At 73.1% G+C, this 15,246-nt stretch carries 10 protein-coding genes; 7 read left to right on the forward strand and 3 right to left on the reverse strand.

The window, feature by feature from the left end; genetic code table 11:
* Nucleotides 1–201 precede the first annotated feature (201 nt).
* The 4 genes from WMF43_RS03055 to WMF43_RS03070 all read left to right on the forward strand — a co-directional run bounded on the left by WMF43_RS03055 (nucleotide 202) and on the right by WMF43_RS03070 (nucleotide 3,805).
* Nucleotides 202–828 (forward strand): LemA family protein, encoded by a 627-nt coding sequence (locus WMF43_RS03055; RefSeq protein ID WP_437677423.1) that lies wholly within the window; start codon nucleotides 202–204, stop codon nucleotides 826–828.
* A 14-nt stretch (nucleotides 829–842) separates the two neighbouring features.
* Nucleotides 843–1,652, forward strand: coding sequence for a TPM domain-containing protein (locus tag WMF43_RS03060; protein WP_437677424.1), 810 nt, complete (start codon nucleotides 843–845; stop codon nucleotides 1,650–1,652).
* Between the two features lie 238 nt (nucleotides 1,653–1,890).
* Nucleotides 1,891–3,102 carry a thiolase family protein gene (locus WMF43_RS03065; protein WP_437677425.1) on the forward strand — a complete coding sequence of 404 codons (1,212 nt, stop codon included), beginning with the start codon at nucleotides 1,891–1,893 and terminating at the stop codon, nucleotides 3,100–3,102.
* 133 nt (nucleotides 3,103–3,235) lie between these two features.
* Nucleotides 3,236–3,805 (forward strand): peptidylprolyl isomerase, encoded by a 570-nt coding sequence (locus tag WMF43_RS03070; RefSeq protein WP_437677426.1) that lies wholly within the window; start codon nucleotides 3,236–3,238, stop codon nucleotides 3,803–3,805.
* A 205-nt stretch (nucleotides 3,806–4,010) separates the two neighbouring features.
* Here WMF43_RS03070 and WMF43_RS03075 read toward each other — a convergent pair whose 3' ends face one another.
* The 3 genes from WMF43_RS03075 to WMF43_RS03085 form a co-directional block, all read right to left on the reverse strand.
* Nucleotides 4,011–5,075 (reverse strand): hypothetical protein, encoded by a 1,065-nt coding sequence (locus WMF43_RS03075; protein ID WP_437677427.1) that lies wholly within the window; start codon nucleotides 5,073–5,075, stop codon nucleotides 4,011–4,013.
* 154 nt (nucleotides 5,076–5,229) lie between these two features.
* On the reverse strand, nucleotides 5,230–6,495 hold the full coding sequence (locus WMF43_RS03080; RefSeq protein WP_437677428.1) for a CHAD domain-containing protein: 1,266 nt from the start codon (nucleotides 6,493–6,495) through the stop codon (nucleotides 5,230–5,232).
* Nucleotides 6,492–8,183 carry a ribonuclease J gene (locus WMF43_RS03085; protein WP_437677429.1) on the reverse strand — a complete coding sequence of 564 codons (1,692 nt, stop codon included), beginning with the start codon at nucleotides 8,181–8,183 and terminating at the stop codon, nucleotides 6,492–6,494. Before WMF43_RS03085 ends, WMF43_RS03080 begins: the two co-directional genes overlap by 4 nt.
* Nucleotides 8,184–8,561: 378 nt before the next feature.
* On the opposite strand from WMF43_RS03085, the gene sppA reads away from it, so the two are divergent.
* The 3 genes from sppA to WMF43_RS03100 all read left to right on the forward strand — a co-directional run bounded on the left by sppA (nucleotide 8,562) and on the right by WMF43_RS03100 (nucleotide 15,229).
* Nucleotides 8,562–10,370: a signal peptide peptidase SppA gene (sppA, locus tag WMF43_RS03090; protein ID WP_437677430.1), complete on the forward strand. Its 1,809-nt coding sequence runs from the start codon at nucleotides 8,562–8,564 to the stop codon at nucleotides 10,368–10,370.
* A 613-nt stretch (nucleotides 10,371–10,983) separates the two neighbouring features.
* Nucleotides 10,984–14,403, forward strand: coding sequence for a vitamin B12-dependent ribonucleotide reductase (locus WMF43_RS03095; RefSeq protein WP_437677431.1), 3,420 nt, complete (start codon nucleotides 10,984–10,986; stop codon nucleotides 14,401–14,403).
* 325 nt (nucleotides 14,404–14,728) lie between these two features.
* The gene (locus WMF43_RS03100; protein WP_437677432.1) at nucleotides 14,729–15,229 is read left to right on the forward strand and encodes a hypothetical protein; all 501 of its coding nucleotides are present in this window, start codon (nucleotides 14,729–14,731) and stop codon (nucleotides 15,227–15,229) included.
* Nucleotides 15,230–15,246: the final 17 nt, after the last annotated feature.

Below are 15,246 nucleotides of genomic sequence, written 5' to 3' on the forward strand. Positions count from 1 at the left end.
GGCGGCTGTGGCAACGCGCCACGCTGTGGCTCCCCTGCAGGGGAACCTTGGGGCGCTGCGCAGGAGGGACAGGGTATCACGCCGCCGGGCCGTCGCAGCGGAGCCGGCCCGGCGGCCTGAAGACCGGCGTCGGGTCGCAGTCTTGCATGGGGTCGACGGACGCAACCCTGAGCGGCAATGCAAGCGATCGTGGAGCCAGTCATGCGGATTGTTGAACAAGCGACATTTCGGGGCCGCCTCGTGGTGGTCTCTCTGTTCCTGGCGGTGTTCACCCTCATGGTCTCTGTGACGGGCTGCCAGCGTTACGACACGCTCGTCGAGAAGGATCAGATCGCGGCCCAGAAGTGGTCGGATCTCGAGGCGAACCTCCAGCGTCGTTACGACCTCGTCCCGAACCTCGTCGCGGTCGTGAAGGGGTCGGCGAAGCACGAGGAGCAGACGTTGTCCAGCGTCGCCGAGGCCCGCGCCCGCGCCACCGGCGTGCAGCTCAAGGCCGAGGATCTGACCGATCCCGAGAAGGTGGCGGCGTTCCAGCGGGCGCAGGAGCAGCTCAGCGGCTCGCTCTCGCGGCTCCTCGTCGTGCAGGAGCAATATCCGGATCTCAAGGCCAACCAGAGCTTCCATGACCTCCAGGTCCAGCTGGAAGGCATCGAGAACCGGATCCTCCGGGCGCGCGAGGAGTACAACCAGGCCGCGCGCGAGTACAACGCGGAGCTCCTGAAGATCCGCGGCCAGGTGGTGAACAAGGCGACGGGCCAGCCGTTCAAGCCGCGCGTCTACTTCACGGCCTCTCCCGAGGTCCAGTCCGCACCGAAGGTCGCCTTCTGATGGTCGGGGCGGCGATGCGTCAGGCGGTCTTCCGCGGCGCGCGGCTCCGGGTCCTCGAAAGGGCCGTCGCCGCCGCGCTCGCGTTGATCTGCGCGCTCGTCGCCCGGCCGGCGGTCGCCGCCTTCACGCCGCCAGAGCTCACCGGGCACGTGGTCGACACCGCCGGGCGGCTCGGCGCGGAGGACATCCGCTACCTCGACGCGAAGCTCGACCGCATCCGCCGGCAGACCGGGTTCGAGATCGTCGCCTTCGTGGCGGGCTCGCTCGAGGGCGAGACGATCGAGGACGTCGCCTACAAGGCGTTCAACACCTGGCAGCTCGGCCAGCGGGGCGCCGACAACGGCGTCCTGCTCGTGATCGCGCCGTCCGAGCGGCGCGTCCGGATCGAGACGGGCAAGGGCGTCGGCGGTGCGCTCACCGATCTCCAGTCGAACGACATCATCCGGCAGACGATCAGCCCGCTGCTCCGGGAGGATCGGTTCCGCGACGCCATCGATCAGGGCACGGTCGCCATCGCCCGGGCGCTCATCGCCGGCACGCCCGAGGAGGAACGGCGGCCGGCGCCTGGCACACGGCCGGCGCCCGACCCGGTCTCGCCGATCCAGATCGGCGTCACGTTCATCGCCCTGATCGGCGCGTTCCTGCTCGCGCTCATCTCGCCCTCCTTCCGGTGGTTCCTGTGGTTCGCCCTGCAGGCCCTCCTCCTCCGAGGCGGCGGCGGTCGCGGCGGCGGCGGGTTCGGCGGCGGCGGCGGCGGTGGGTCCGGGTTCGGCGGCGGCGGCGGGGGTCGCTCCGGCGGCGGCGGCTCCAGCGACAGCTACTGAGCCGAGGGGGTTGCCCGGGCGCCCGCGCTCGCCGCGAGGCCCATCCCACGGCGCCGCACGATCTGCGGCCATGGAAGAGGCCGCAGGATAAGGTCCAAACCGAACGGATTTCCTCGCGGCGCAGCGCGAGCCGCCGGGCGGACGCGGCGTGCGCCTCGGCGCGCGTGTGTGGGATGCGCGGCGCGGAGGTCACGCGATCTCACCCTGCGCCTGGACCAGGCGACGCTACGCTCTCGCCATGCCCGCTGCCCTCCGTCCCGTCTTCGTGGTCGACGCGCTCCGGACCCCGATCGCTCGTTACGCGGGCGCGCTGGCCACGGTCCGTCCCGACGATCTCGCGGCTTGTGTCATCGAGGCGCTCGTGCGCCGCCAGCCCGCGCTCGCGCCGCGCCTCGACCACGTCGTCTTCGGCGCGACGAACCAGGCCGGGGAGGACAACCGCAACGTCGCGCGCATGGCCGCCTTGATCGCGGGCCTGCCGTACGAGGTGCCGGGGGTCACGGTGAACCGCCTGTGCGGCTCGGGGCTCGAGGCGGTGGCCGACGCCGCGCGCATGATCGCGACGGGCGAGGCCGAGTGCGCGATCGCGGGGGGCGTCGAGAGCATGACGCGCGCGCCGTTCTCGATGCCGAAGCAGGCCGAGCGCTTCGATCGCACCGCGCCGCCGGTCTACGACACGACCCTCGGCTGGCGCTACCCGAACCCGAGGATGGCGGCCCGGTTCGAGCTCCAGTCGATGGGGGAGACGGCCGAGAACGTGGCCAAGAAGCACGGCATCAGCCGCGAGGACCAGGACCGGTTCGCGCTCCTCTCCCACGAGCGCGCCGCGCGCGCGTGGGCGTCGGGGGACTTCGCGGCCGAGGTCGCCCCGGTCACCGTCCCTCAGAAGAAGGGCGCGCCCGTCCTGTTCGAGCGCGACGAGGCCGTGCGCGCCGACGCCTCGCTCGAGGCGCTGGCGAAGCTCAAGCCGGCCTTCCGCGAGGGGGGGACGGTCACGGCCGGCAACGCGTCGCCCCTCAACGACGGCGCCGCCGCCCTGCTGCTCGCGTCGGGCGACGTCGTGCAGTCCGCCGGGGCGACGCCGCTCGCGCGCGTCGTCGGGACCGCGACCGCCGGGGTGGACCCCAACCTCATGGGCGAGGGCCCGATCCCCGCCGTGAAGAAGCTCCTCCAGCGGACCGGGCTGCGCGCGCCCAACGTCGACCTCGTCGAGCTCAACGAGGCGTTCGCGGCGCAGGCGCTCGCGTGTGTGCGCGCGCTCGAGCTCGACCCGGCGCGCGTGAACGTCCGCGGCGGCTCGATCGCGCTCGGGCACCCGATCGGCTGCTCCGGCGCGCGCATCGCGTGCACCCTCGTCCACGCCATGCGCGCGCGGGGCGCCAAGGTCGGGGTCGCCTCGTTGTGCATCGGGGTGGGGCAGGGCATCGCGACCCTCTTCGAGCGCGCCTGAGGTGCATTTCGACCCTCTGGCGCGGCCTCAGATGCGATAAGACGCCTGACCAGAACGCAGCGAGGGGGGCCTTGCGGCTCTCCCCGCCTCGGCTGACGGCGCCGCCTCGGCGGCAAGAACAGGAGAAGGCCCGATGGATTTCCCCCAGATCAATGTGCCCGGCACCGGCCAGCTGCACGCCCGGCTCAAGACCTCGCTCGGCGACATCGTCATCCAGCTGGAGGAGAAGCGCGCCCCCAACACGGTCAAGAACTTCGTCGGCCTCGCGACGGGCAGCATCGACTGGAAGGATCCGAAGAGCGGCCAGAAGATGCAGGGGACGCCCTGCTACGACGGCGTCCGCTTTCACCGCGTCATCTCGGGCTTCATGATCCAGTGTGGCGACCCGCTGTCGCGTTACCCGGACATGGCCGCGCGCTGGGGCACGGGCGACGCGGGCTACAAGTTCGCCGACGAGTTCCACCCCGAGCTCCGGCACGACGGCGCCGGCGTGCTCTCCATGGCGAACGCCGGGAGGAACACCAACGGCGCGCAGTGGTTCATCACCGAGGGGCCGACGCCGCACCTCGACAACCGGCACGCGGTGTTCGGCAAGGTCGTGAGCGGCCTCGACGTCGTGCACAAGATCGCGAACGTGCCGACCACGCGCGACCGGCCGAACCAGGACGTCGTCCTCGAGCGCGTCGAGATCTTCCGGCAGTAGCAGCGCCGGGCGCCGCGCGGCGCCGCCCCGCGGGGCGCGTCGCGCGGGCGCCGGGAGCCCCGTGTTGCGGGGCGCGTCGCGCGGGCGCCGTCCCGTGACGGCTAACCTGTTGAAATAACTTGAATTTCGTTGCTTCGGCCGCCGGCGCGGCGCCGGAGCGCCGGAGCGCCGGCCGCGGAGGCGCCTCGTCGGCACCCGGGCCCGCTCAGCGGGCGCAGCAGACGGTGATCCTGTCGCCGCCCTCGACGGCCTCGCCCGTGGGGGAGCCGCCGCGCGGCCGACAGCTGCCGGTCGCGGCGACCTCGACCCGCACCGACGCGGCCGCGGGCACGTCATCGGCGCAGCTCTCGTCGTGGCGCACGGAGACGGTCGCGTCATCGCAGCTGTCGTCCGCGAAGAAGGTGGTCGTCGCGGTGCAGCGCACGTCGTCCTCGTCGCACGTGCACCGGGTGCAGCCGCGATCGTCGATCACGTCGCGCGCGAACACGTGCCGCTCGCCGAACCCCTCCGGGCAGCGCCGCTCCCCCTCGTGCCAGACGCAGGCGCCCGGCTGGAACGGGTCGTCCACGTCCCGCGGGGCGCACGTCTCCCCCGCGCCGCAGCCGCCGGTGCTCGAGCCGAGGGCGCAGACGAGCGCCTGCACGCCGAAGCGCGGCGCTGGCCCGGTCGGCTCGCCGCCCGAGGCCGGGCAGGACGCGGACCTCACGCCCGGCGGCGCGCCGCTATAACTCTCGAACGGCAAGTTGTTCCTGAGCGGGACACATACGCGCGGCGGGAGCCCGACCGTGAGCGTCGCGTCGTCGCACTCGTTGTCCAGGTACGCCGTGACGTCGGGCTCGTCGCAGCGGACCTCGGGTTCGCCGCACGCGCACGGGCTGCACGTCGCGGGCGCCTCGACGTCGCGGCCGCCCACGTCCACCCGCGTGGGGAAGCCCGCGGGGCACGCGACCTCCTCGGCCGCGGGACCGGCGTAGAGCAGGCCCGGCCCCTCCCAGTCCTCGGGCACGGCGACGCAGGAGAACCCGCTGCAGCCGTCGTCGGCGCAGTCGACCGCGCCGTCGCCGTCGTCGTCGTCGCCGTTCGTGCAGATCTCACCGCCGCCGGAGCCGGCGCTCGTGGAGGTCGTCGGCGCGCCGCCCCCGCCGCCGGAGCTGCCTGCCGGCGGGCCCTGGTACCCGGCGGAGTCGAACTGATCGAAGTCCAGGGAGCAGGCGCCGGCCACGACGAGGGCGACGAGCGCGGTGAGGCGGGAGACGGCAGAGCGGCGCAACACGACCTCCGGGATCGGCGAGCTTCGCCTCGGAATGAAGCCCCTTCCACGGTACCACGACCGCCTGTCCGGATGGCGCGCCGCCGCGCGTGGCCTCGCCCTGCGCGCCCGAGATCTCCATGCCGCAGCGCCCCACGACGCGGGGCGCACCGCGTCACGCGCTCGGGCTCTGCGGAGCCTCGTCCGGCCATAGCGCCGCGAGCGCCGCGAGCTCCTGCGCGAGCTCCTCCTTGGCCTTGCCGGCGATCCGCGCCCGCTCCGCGCGGAGCGCCTCGCCGACGGCCGCGCGCTGCTCGGGCGACAGCCCCTCCGCGTCTTTCATCTGCGCGAGCGCCTCGTCGACGTCGTGCAGCTGTCCGAGGCGGCGCTGCAGCCGCGAGGCGGACTTGGCGGTGCGCTCGGCGCGCTCGCCGAAGAGCGGCGCGAACGTCTCCGCGGAGTAGCGCAGCCGCTTGAAGCGGATCCGGAGCGCGTGCATGGCGGCGCCGTCCTCCGGATCGCTCGCCGCGAGCGCGCGCACGTCCTCCAGCGCGTCGCCGATCCCGCGCCGCGCGAGCGCCTTCGCGCCGCGGCGCTTCGCCTTGCCGCGCGCGACGCGCCGCTCGAGGCGCGCGAGGTGCGGCTCCAGCCGGAGCGGCTTGGGCTTGCCCGGCGCGCGCGCCGCCTCCGCCTCGCCCTGCTCGCCCGGCCGCCGCGCGCCCGCGTCGCCCGGCCGGTCCTTTCGCAGCAGCTCGACGATGTGGGTCCTCGCCTCGTGCTCGCGGTGCGATCGCTGCGCGACCCACACGTCGACGGCGCCTCGCGCGTCCTCGCCCAGCTCGAGGGCGGTGAGCGTCTCGCGCAGCACCTCCTCGTCGCGCAGCGTCCCCGTCGCCCGCGCGAACTCCCGGAGCCCCTCGGCGATCGGGCGCAGCCGGCGCTTGCCGTAGAGGCGCCGCGCGGGCTTGAGCAACGTCCGGAGCCGACGCAGCGCGACACGGAAGTCGTGCACCGCCTCGACGTCCGGCTCGGCGTCCTGGCCCTGCGCGCTCGTGGCGACGACGCGCCGCGCGTCGACACGGACGCGCTCGATGTGGGAGAGCAGCACCGGCCCCAGGAAATCGGCCGCGGAGAGCTTCGCGCCGCCGCTGCCGTTGTCGCCGCCGCCGTTGCCGCCGCTGCCGTTGCCGTTGCCGCCGCCGTCGCCGAGGTTGTCGATGCCGCCGGGGTTGTCGCCGCCGCTGCCGGCCCCGGGGTCGTCGATGCCGCCGGGGTTGTCGATGCCGCTGCCGGCCCCGGGGTCGTCGATGCCGCCGGGGTTGTCGATGCCGCCGTCGTCGCCAGCGCCGGGGTTGTCGCCGCCGCCAGTGCCGTCGCCGTCGACGCCGCCGTCGCCGCCACCGCTGTCCGGCGGCGGGGGGCTGCCCGCGAGCGGCGTCACAGCCGCGTGAGCGCCACCGTCACCAGCGGGCGCCTCCCGAGCTTCGCCTCGATCGTCCGGCGCGCGGCGAGCCGGGCGACCTCGATGATGTCGCTGTCGCGGCGCCGCGCGCGCGGCTCGCAGTCGTTCACTGCCTGCGCGACCGCGCGCGCCGCGGCGCGCAGCGCGCCCCCCTCGAGCTCCCCGGTCACGCCGCGGGCGAGCACCTGCGGCGGCGCCGCGAGGGCGCCGTGCACGTCGATGACCAGCGACACGAAGGCCACGCCGGCGCGGCCGAGGTTCGCCCGCTCGCGGAGGATCTCGTCCCCGAGCTCCTCGCCGTCCGCCGTCGCCACGCGGCCGACCACCGCCCTGCCGCTCCGCGCGAGCGGCCGCGCCTTGCCGATCTCGACGACGTGCCCGTTCTCGGCGACGAGCACCTCCGCCACGCCGCGCTCCCGCGCCAGCGCCGCGTGCCGCGTCAGGTGGTGCAGCGCCCCGTGCACGGGCAGGAAGCTGCGCGGCTGGGTGAGATCGATCATACGCGCCTGTTCTGTCCGGTGCGCGTGCCCGCTCGCGTGGACGCGCCGGTCCGTCGACCACGTCACGAGCTCCACCCCGAGACGCAGCAGCCCCGCCATCATATCGACGACCGGGCGGTCGTTGCCAGGGATGACGCGGCTCGAGAGCACGACCCGATCCCCCTCCTCCAGGCGCAGGTGCTGGTGCGTCCCGGAGGCGAAGCGCATCAGCGTGGAGGCCCGCTCGGCCTGCGTGCCGCTCGCGATGACGAGCAGCCGCTCGCGCGGTATCGAGGCGGCCATCTCGGGCGGCACGAGCAGGTCGCTCGGCCACGGGAGCCGGCCGACCGCCTGCGCGGCCCGCACGTGCGTCTGCACGCTGCGGCCGAGGAGGCAGATCTTGCGGCGCGCGCGCACCGCGGCCTGGCCGACGGCGAGCAGCCGCTGGACGTTGGAGGCGAAGATGCCGACCACGACGCGCGCCGGCGCGGTCTCGATGAGCTCGGCGAGCGCGTGCGCGACGTCGCGCTCGCTCCCCGCCTCGCCGGGCGAGTCCACGTTGGTGCTGTCGGAGAGGAGCAGCCGGACCCCGGCGTCGCCGAGCGCGCGGAACCGGGCCTCGTCGGTCGGCTCGCCGTCGAGGGGCGTCGGATCCAGCTTGAAGTCGCCGGTGTGGACGACGAGCCCCGCGGCCGTGTGGATCGCGAGCGCCGTGGCGTCGACGATCGAGTGCGTCACCCGGAGCGGCTCCACGACGAAGCCGCCGATCGCGATCTCGCGCCCGACCTGCGTCGGCACGAGCCGCGCCTTGTCCTCGAGCCCGTGCTCCGCGAGCCGGTAGCGCACGAGCTCCAGCGCGTGCGGCGGCCCCCACACCGGGACGTCGAGGTGGCGCAGGAGGAACGGCAGCCCCCCGATGTGATCCTCGTGGCCGTGCGTCAGCACGACGCCGCGCACCCGCTCGCGCAGCGCGAGCACGTGATCGAAGCGCGGGTGGTAGACGTCGACGCCGAGGTCGGTGCTCGGGAACGTCACGCCGCAGTCGACGAGCAAGAGCCCGTCCGCCTGCTCGAGCGCGAGGCAGTTCATCCCGACCTCGCCGAGACCTCCAAGAGGCACGAGCCGCAGGGTGGACGGGGCTGGCGGGGGGAGCTGGCTCGGGGTGGGGGCGCTCTGCTCGGGATGCACGTTCGGTAAGGTCTGCCACCCAGGGCGCCGGGGGCCCGCGGCCCGCGGCTTGCTGAGCTGGTCTGAAAGGAGAGAAGACGGCTACTTCTCCACGACGTAAATCGAGATCCGCTCGCCGTCCCTCTCGAAACTTAGCGCGACAGTGTAGCCACAGGGTGGGCCCTTGCGTCACGCTCTCTCTTGCAGCGTCGGCGCCCCCGCCGGCCTTTCGTCGGCCGCCTTGTTCTCACGCCGGCCTCACGCCGGCCTCACGCCGGCCTCACGCCGGCCTCGCGCCGGCCTCACGCCGGCCTCGCGCCGGCGGCCCGGGGTCACGCGCCTCGTCGTCGAAACAGACCCCCGGCCGCCTTCCCCTGAACGTCCTCCACGGAGCCACCGGTGATCGCTGCCCTGCTCATCAACCTGTTCCGTCTGCTGCTGCTCCCGCTGAGCGCGCTCCGCTGGGCGTTTGCTGCACCACGGGGTGGGTACGTCGTGCTCGACATCGACGGCCGCGTGGTCGACCTGCAGCCGCCCCGGGTCCGCTTCTCCCTCTGGTGGCGCCCGCGGACGAGGGCTCCGCTCTCGGTGGAGCGCGTCCGCGAGCTCGGCAAGCACCTGAGGAAGGACGCGCGGCCGGCGGGGCTGCTCCTCCGGATGCGGTCGGTGCACGCGGGCCCGGCGGTGATCGCCTCGCTCCGCGACGCGCTCCTCGAGATCCGGGCGGGCGGCAAGGACGTGGTGGCGTACCTGCCGATGGGCGCCGACAACACGATGCTCCTGCTCGCCTCCGCGGCGCGGGCGGTCGTCGTCGGGCCCGAGACGCTGGTGTCGCCGCTCGGGTTCGCGGTCGAGGGCCGCTACCTGCGCCGCGCGCTGTCGCAGGCCGGCGTCGAGCCCGAGGTGTTCGCGAAGGGCATGTACAAGAACGCCGCCGAGGTGCTGGTGCGCGACGAGATGAGCGCCCCGCAGCGCGAGCAGGTCGGCGCCCTGCTCGACGCGCGCCTCGGCGAGCTGACCGCGGCGCTCGCCCAGGGGCGCCGCGTCGATCGCGAGACGGCCGCGCGCTGGATCGACGAGGCGCCCCACGGCGCGGAGCAGGCGGTCGCGCGGGGCATCGTCGACGCGGTCGCGTACGAGGACGAGCTGGAGCACCTGCTCGCGACGGGGACGCTCCCGAGCGGGCTCCCGCCGCGCCGCGCCGGCGCGATCGCGGTCGCGCCGGCGGGCGAGGGGGCGGGGGCGGCGGCCCGGCCGTCGCGGGCTCGCCTCGTCGCCGCGCGGCGCTACCTCGCCGCGCGGCGCGCGCTCGAGCTCTCGCCGATGCTGCCGCGCCCCATCCTCGGCGTGGTCGAGGTGCACGGCGCGATCGTGAGCCGCGCCCGCTTCCGGGGGGCGTCGCTCGCGAGCGAGGAGCGGCTCGTCGCGAGCCTGCGCGCGGCCCGCCAGAACCCGCGCATCCGGGGGGTCATCCTGCACATCGACTCGCCGGGCGGCTCCGCGCTCGCGTCCGACCGGATCCACCACGAGGTCACCCGCCTCGCCGAGGTGAAGCCGGTCGTGGCGTGCCTGTCGAACGTGGCGGCGAGCGGCGGCTACTACGTGGCGGCGGCCGCGCACGCGATCGTCGCGCAGCCGCAGACGATCACGGGGAGCATCGGCGTGGTCTCGGCGCGCTTCGCGCTCGGGCCGCTGCTCGACCGGCTCGGCGTCTCGACGGACGTCGTGAAGCGCGGGGCCAGGGCGGACCTGTTCTCCCCGTCGCGCAAGCTCGACGAGGGGGAGCGCGCGGTGATGGAGCGCGAGCTCGACGCGTTCTACGCGACGTTCCTCCGGGTGGTCGCCAGCGGGCGGAGGCGGCCGGTGGAGGAGATCGAGCCGCTGGCGCAGGGGCGCGTCTACAGCGGCGCCGACGCGCAGGCGCGCGGGCTCGTCGACATGCTCGGCGGCTTCGAGCGGGCGCTGCACGAGCTGCGGCAGATGATCGGGCCCAAGGCGGCGGCGATCGAGCCGGCGATCGTGCGGGCGTCGCGGTACATCCCGCCGCCGCCGCTGCTGCCGGCGCCGGTGCCGACGCTGCTCGAGCTCGTCGGGCTGCGGGGGGTGGCGGACCAGGTGGCGCTCGCGATGCACTGCGAAGGGGAGCGGGTGCTGGCGTACTGCGCGGAGGCGTACGCCCTCGAGCGGGGTGACGGCAGCGCGAGGTGAGTGAGCGTGCGGGGCGCGCGCTCACTCACCTCGCGCTGCTTTCCAAGGGAAGGGGAGGCCAGCGTGCGCCGCGCACGCTCAGCTTGAAGGCGTGGAGGGCACACGCACCACTCGAGGAGACTTCCGGAGGGAAGGGGGGCGAGGGCGAGAACGTGAGGAACGGACCCCCTTCCGGGAAAAGGGGCGGTTTTTCCGCGGGAGAAGCTGTGTAGAATCTGTGCGCCTGGTGGGTAGCACCTGTTCAGAACTGCTCAGGGAGCCCTACGCCAGCCGTGCCGGACGAACGAGACCCTATATGTGGGCCCTGTTCGGCCCGGGATCCCAAGATGTAGCGGTTCTCCTTGACGCACGGCGGGTTCGCGGGTTTGACTAGCGCTCGGTCGTCAGCGGTGTCGGGCGCTCCCGAACGCCGGCGTATGCCTTTCAGGCAAGAGCCCTGAAACTATGCTCACTGGTCGGAAGACGGATCGTTTGAGCAGGTAGACGGGGACAAAGCGGCGAGGTCCTGTGGAGATCGAGGCGAATCGGCCTCGGCGTTCTCCCGGGAACTCTTTGTGCTTTCGGTAGGACCCGGGCCACCGACAGGTGCGGTGGCTCACAGGAGGACTTGGAAATGGCCCAGTCGGCAGTGGTGGGTGACGGCGGTAAACTTGCCGCGGGGAACGGCAAGATGACGACGCGGACGAAGGAAGAGGCGGGGGCTCGTCCGGTGAGCGGGGGGGCTGCCAGGACGCAGGCCAACGGGGCCGGGGTCAAGACCGCGAAGAAGGGGGCCTCGCGGCCGCGCGGGCTCGCGTTCGAGCGGCGGTTCACGCACCGCGGCGCGGATCCGCTCGACGAGGTCACCTGGGAGCGCCGCTCCAGCGTCATCACCAACCCCGACGGCTCGGTCGTCTTCAAGATGGAGGGCGCCGAGATCCCGGCCGGCTGGTCGCAGCTCGCCACCGACATCGTCGTCTCCAAGTACTTCCGCAAGGCGGGGCTCCACGGCAAGAAGGAGCTCGGCGAGACGAGCGTCCGCCAGGTCGTCCACCGGCTCGCGCGTACCATCCGGGAAGCGGGCGAGCACTTCGGCGGCTACTTCGCGTCGACCAAGGAGGCGGACACCTTCGAGGCGGAGCTCTCCTACCTGCTCGTCCATCAGTACGGCGCGTTCAACTCGCCCGTCTGGTTCAACTGCGGGCTCTTCCACCGCTACGGCATCGAGGGGTCGGGCGGCAACTACGCCTGGAACGAGGCCTCGGCCGACGCCGGGAACACCGCCGGCAAGCCGGGCGCCGCGGCGCGGACGGGCGCGGCGGGCGCGGTCGACGAGATCATCGAGACGCGGAACGCCTACGAGCGGCCGCAGTGCTCGGCGTGCTTCATCCAGGCCGTCGATGACGACCTGATGAGCATCTACGACCTCGTGAAGAGCGAGGCCCGGCTCTTCAAGTACGGCTCCGGGACCGGGACGAACTTCAGCGCGATCCGCGGCAAGCAGGAGAAGCTCTCGGGCGGCGGGACGAGCTCGGGGCTCATGAGCTTCCTCGAGGTGTTCGACCGCGCCGCCGGCGCGACCAAGAGCGGCGGCACGACGCGGCGCGCCGCGAAGATGGTCTGCCTCGACATGGACCACCCGGAGATCGCCGACTTCATCCAGTGGAAGGTGCGCGAGGAGAAGAAGGCGATGGCGCTCATCGCCGCGGGGTACCCCTCCGACTTCAACGGCGAGGCCTACCACACGGTCAGCGGGCAGAACTCGAACAACTCCGTGCGCGTGAGCGACGAGTTCATGCGCGCGGCGGCGACGGGCGCCGCGTGGGAGACGCGCGCCCGCACGACCGGCGAGGTCGTCGACACGCTGAGCGCCAAGGATCTCTGGCGGCAGATCGCCGAGGCGGCGTGGGGCTGCGCCGATCCGGGCGTGCAGTACGACACCACCATCAACCGCTGGCACACCTGCCCGAACACGGCGCGCATCAACGCCTCGAACCCGTGCTCGGAGTACATGTTCCTGGACGACTCGGCCTGCAACCTGGCCAGCCTGAACCTCACCAAGTTCCTCCGCGAGGACGGCTCGTTCGACATCGAGGGCTACCGCCACGCCGTGCGCGTGTTCTTCGTGGCGCAGGAGATCCTCGTCGACTTCTCGGCCTACCCGACCCGGGGCATCGCGAAGAACTCGCACGACTACCGCCCGCTCGGCCTGGGCTACGCGAACCTGGGCACCCTGCTCATGCTGCAGGGCATCCCGTACGACTCGGACCAGGGCCGCGCGGTCGCGGGCGCGCTCACCTCCATCCTCTGCGGCCACGCGTACCGGGTCTCGGCCGAGATGGCCGCGGCCAAGGGGCCGTTCGCCGGCTTCGCGAAGAACCGCGAGCCGATGCTCCGGGTGATGGGCATGCACCGCGACGCGGCGTACGCGATCGATCGCGACCGCTGCCCGGAGTCGCTCTGGCGGGCGGCGTGCGCGGACTGGGACGAGGCGGTGCGCATCGGGCAGGAGCACGGCTACCGCAACGCCCAGGCGACGGTGCTCGCGCCGACCGGCACGATCGGCCTCCTGATGGACTGCGACACGACGGGCATCGAGCCGGACTTCTCGCTGGTGAAGTTCAAGAAGCTGGCCGGCGGCGGCTACTTCAAGATCGTGAACCAGTCGGTCCCCGAGGCGCTCCGGCGGATCGGCTACGCCGAGGCCGAGGTGCAGGAGATCGTCGCCTACGTCTCCGGCACGAACACGCTGCTGGCGGCGCCGCACGTGAATCGGGCGTCGCTCAAGGCGCGGGGGCTCACGAACGACGACCTCGCGAAGGTCGAGGCCGCCATCCCGAGCGTCTTCGATCTCGACCTCGCCTTCGGCCCCTGGATCCTCGGCGAGGAGACCTACGACCGGCTCGGCGTCTCCAAGGAGTCGCGGGCGCGCTTCGGCTTCTCGCTGCTCCAGCACCTCGGCTTCTCCCCCGCGGAGATCGAGGAGGCGAACGAGACCATCATCGGCCGGATGACGGTCGAGGGGGCGCCGCACCTGCGCGAGGAGCACTACGCGGTGTTCGACTGCGCCAACCGGTGCGGCAAGAAGGGCCGGCGTTACCTCGCGCCGATGGCGCACGTCCGGATGATGGCCGCGGCGCAGCCGTTCCTGTCCGGCGCCATCTCGAAGACGGTGAACCTGCCGAACGACGCCACGGTCGAGGACGTGCAGCGGATCTACGAGGAGGGGTGGCGCCTCGGGCTGAAGGCGGTGGCGCTCTACCGCGACGGCTGCAAGGCGTCGCAGCCGCTCTCGTCGACGAGCGACAGCAAGTCCTCGGACACGAAGAGCAAGGTCGAGAAGGCCGAGAAGGCCGAGATCGCCGGGCCCGTCCTCCAGGCCGCGACCGCGCTGGCCGCCCAGGCGCGCCCGCGCTCGCCGTCGGCGGCGGCGCCCGAGCGGTTCCGCCTGCCGAGGAAGCGCAAGGGCTTCACGCAGGAGGCGCGTGTCGGCGGGCACAAGATCTACCTCCGCACGGGCGAGTACGACGACGGGACGCTCGGCGAGATCTTCATCGACCTCCACAAGGAGGGCGCCGCGTTCCGCTCGATGATGAACTGCTTCGCGATGGCGGTGTCGATCGGGCTCCAGTACGGCGTGCCGCTCGAGACCTTCGTCGAGCAGTACACGTTCACCCGCTTCGAGCCGCAGGGGGTCGTCGAGGGGCACGACTACGTGAAGTTCTCGACGTCGATCGTGGACTACCTGTTCCGCGTGCTCGGGGTCGAGTACCTGAACCGCTACGATCTCGCCCACGTCCAGCCGGTCACCTCGGCCATGGAGGACCCGGTCGAGTCGCGCGCGCAGGAGAGCGGCGCGGCGTCCTTCTCGCAGTCCTCCGCGTCGCCGTCGGCGCTGCTCGACGGCGGGGGGCGCGTCGCGAGCGCGCTCGACGCGCAGCTCGAGGACATGATGGGCGACGCGCCGGTCTGCGACGGCTGCGGGCACATCACGGTGCGCAATGGGGCCTGCTACAAGTGCCTCAACTGCGGCAACAGCATGGGATGCAGCTGAAGTAGCGACGGGCGTGGGAGGGGGGTGACGTGGGAGGGGCCGGCGGGGGGCCCCTCCCACGAACTCGCGCCTTGTGGTGGCTATTGCCGCGTGAACGGGTGGGGCGAGGCTGGGGGCGACTCGCTGCGCTGCGGGCCGGCGCTCGGGTTCGTGGGGCCCTACCCCCGCCGGCCCCTCCCACGTCACCCCCCTCCCACGCCGACTTGGGGGAGGGAAGGGGGGTGGCGAGATGGCGGCGGCGTGGGGAGGGTGCGGTCCGGCCGGACGTGGTTCTACCTGGCTGGCCGGATGGCTGTGCTGGGCGGGAATTCATAGAAACCGGAGCATGATCCGGTCACTTTCAGCCATTCCCTTGTTGGTCCTCGCGTGTGGGGTGATGTCCGGCGCCTGCACGAGAGAAGAAGAAGCAGCGGCGGAGACGGTCGCGGCCCCGACGCAGTCGGCTGCGCCGGTCGCCGCGGATCCTGTTCCCGCTGCAACGCCAGCGCCGGCGCCGGCGCCGACCCCGGAACCGGCGGCCAACCCTGAGCCTGCTGCATCGGCGGCCGCAGCGGACGATGCGGAGGCGGGGGCAGCTGAGGCCGCGAGCGGGACGGCGGGGGCTCGCGGAGGAGGCGCGTCCATCCAGGCGTGCTGCTCGGCGCTGCATGCGGTCGCCACCCAGTCGGGGAAATCGCCGGAGGCCAAGTCGAAGGCCGCCACGGCGTCGCACCTCTGCGCAGGGATCGAGAAGCTCGTGAAGAGCGGGAAGACGCCGCGCACCAAGGCGCTCACCCAGGTCAGGGCGGGCCTGGCTGGGACGACGCCGCCGCCCGAGTGCCTCTGAGCCGCGGCGCGGCGCCG

The organism is Sorangium sp. So ce131 (genome assembly GCF_051519095.1).
Classification (GTDB): Bacteria; Myxococcota_A; Polyangia; order Polyangiales; family Polyangiaceae; genus Sorangium.

What these genes read in the sequence shown, in the direction of transcription:
- WMF43_RS03055 (WP_437677423.1), top strand. Translation starts at nt 202, where the DNA reads ATGCGGATTGTTGAACAAGCGACATTTCGGGGCCGCCTCGTGGTGGTC.
- WMF43_RS03060 (WP_437677424.1), top strand. Translation starts at nt 843, where the DNA reads ATGCGTCAGGCGGTCTTCCGCGGCGCGCGGCTCCGGGTCCTCGAAAGG.
- WMF43_RS03065 (WP_437677425.1), top strand. Translation starts at nt 1,891, where the DNA reads ATGCCCGCTGCCCTCCGTCCCGTCTTCGTGGTCGACGCGCTCCGGACC.
- WMF43_RS03070 (WP_437677426.1), top strand. Translation starts at nt 3,236, where the DNA reads ATGGATTTCCCCCAGATCAATGTGCCCGGCACCGGCCAGCTGCACGCC.
- WMF43_RS03095 (WP_437677431.1), top strand. Translation starts at nt 10,984, where the DNA reads ATGGCCCAGTCGGCAGTGGTGGGTGACGGCGGTAAACTTGCCGCGGGG.
- WMF43_RS03100 (WP_437677432.1), top strand. Translation starts at nt 14,729, where the DNA reads ATGATCCGGTCACTTTCAGCCATTCCCTTGTTGGTCCTCGCGTGTGGG.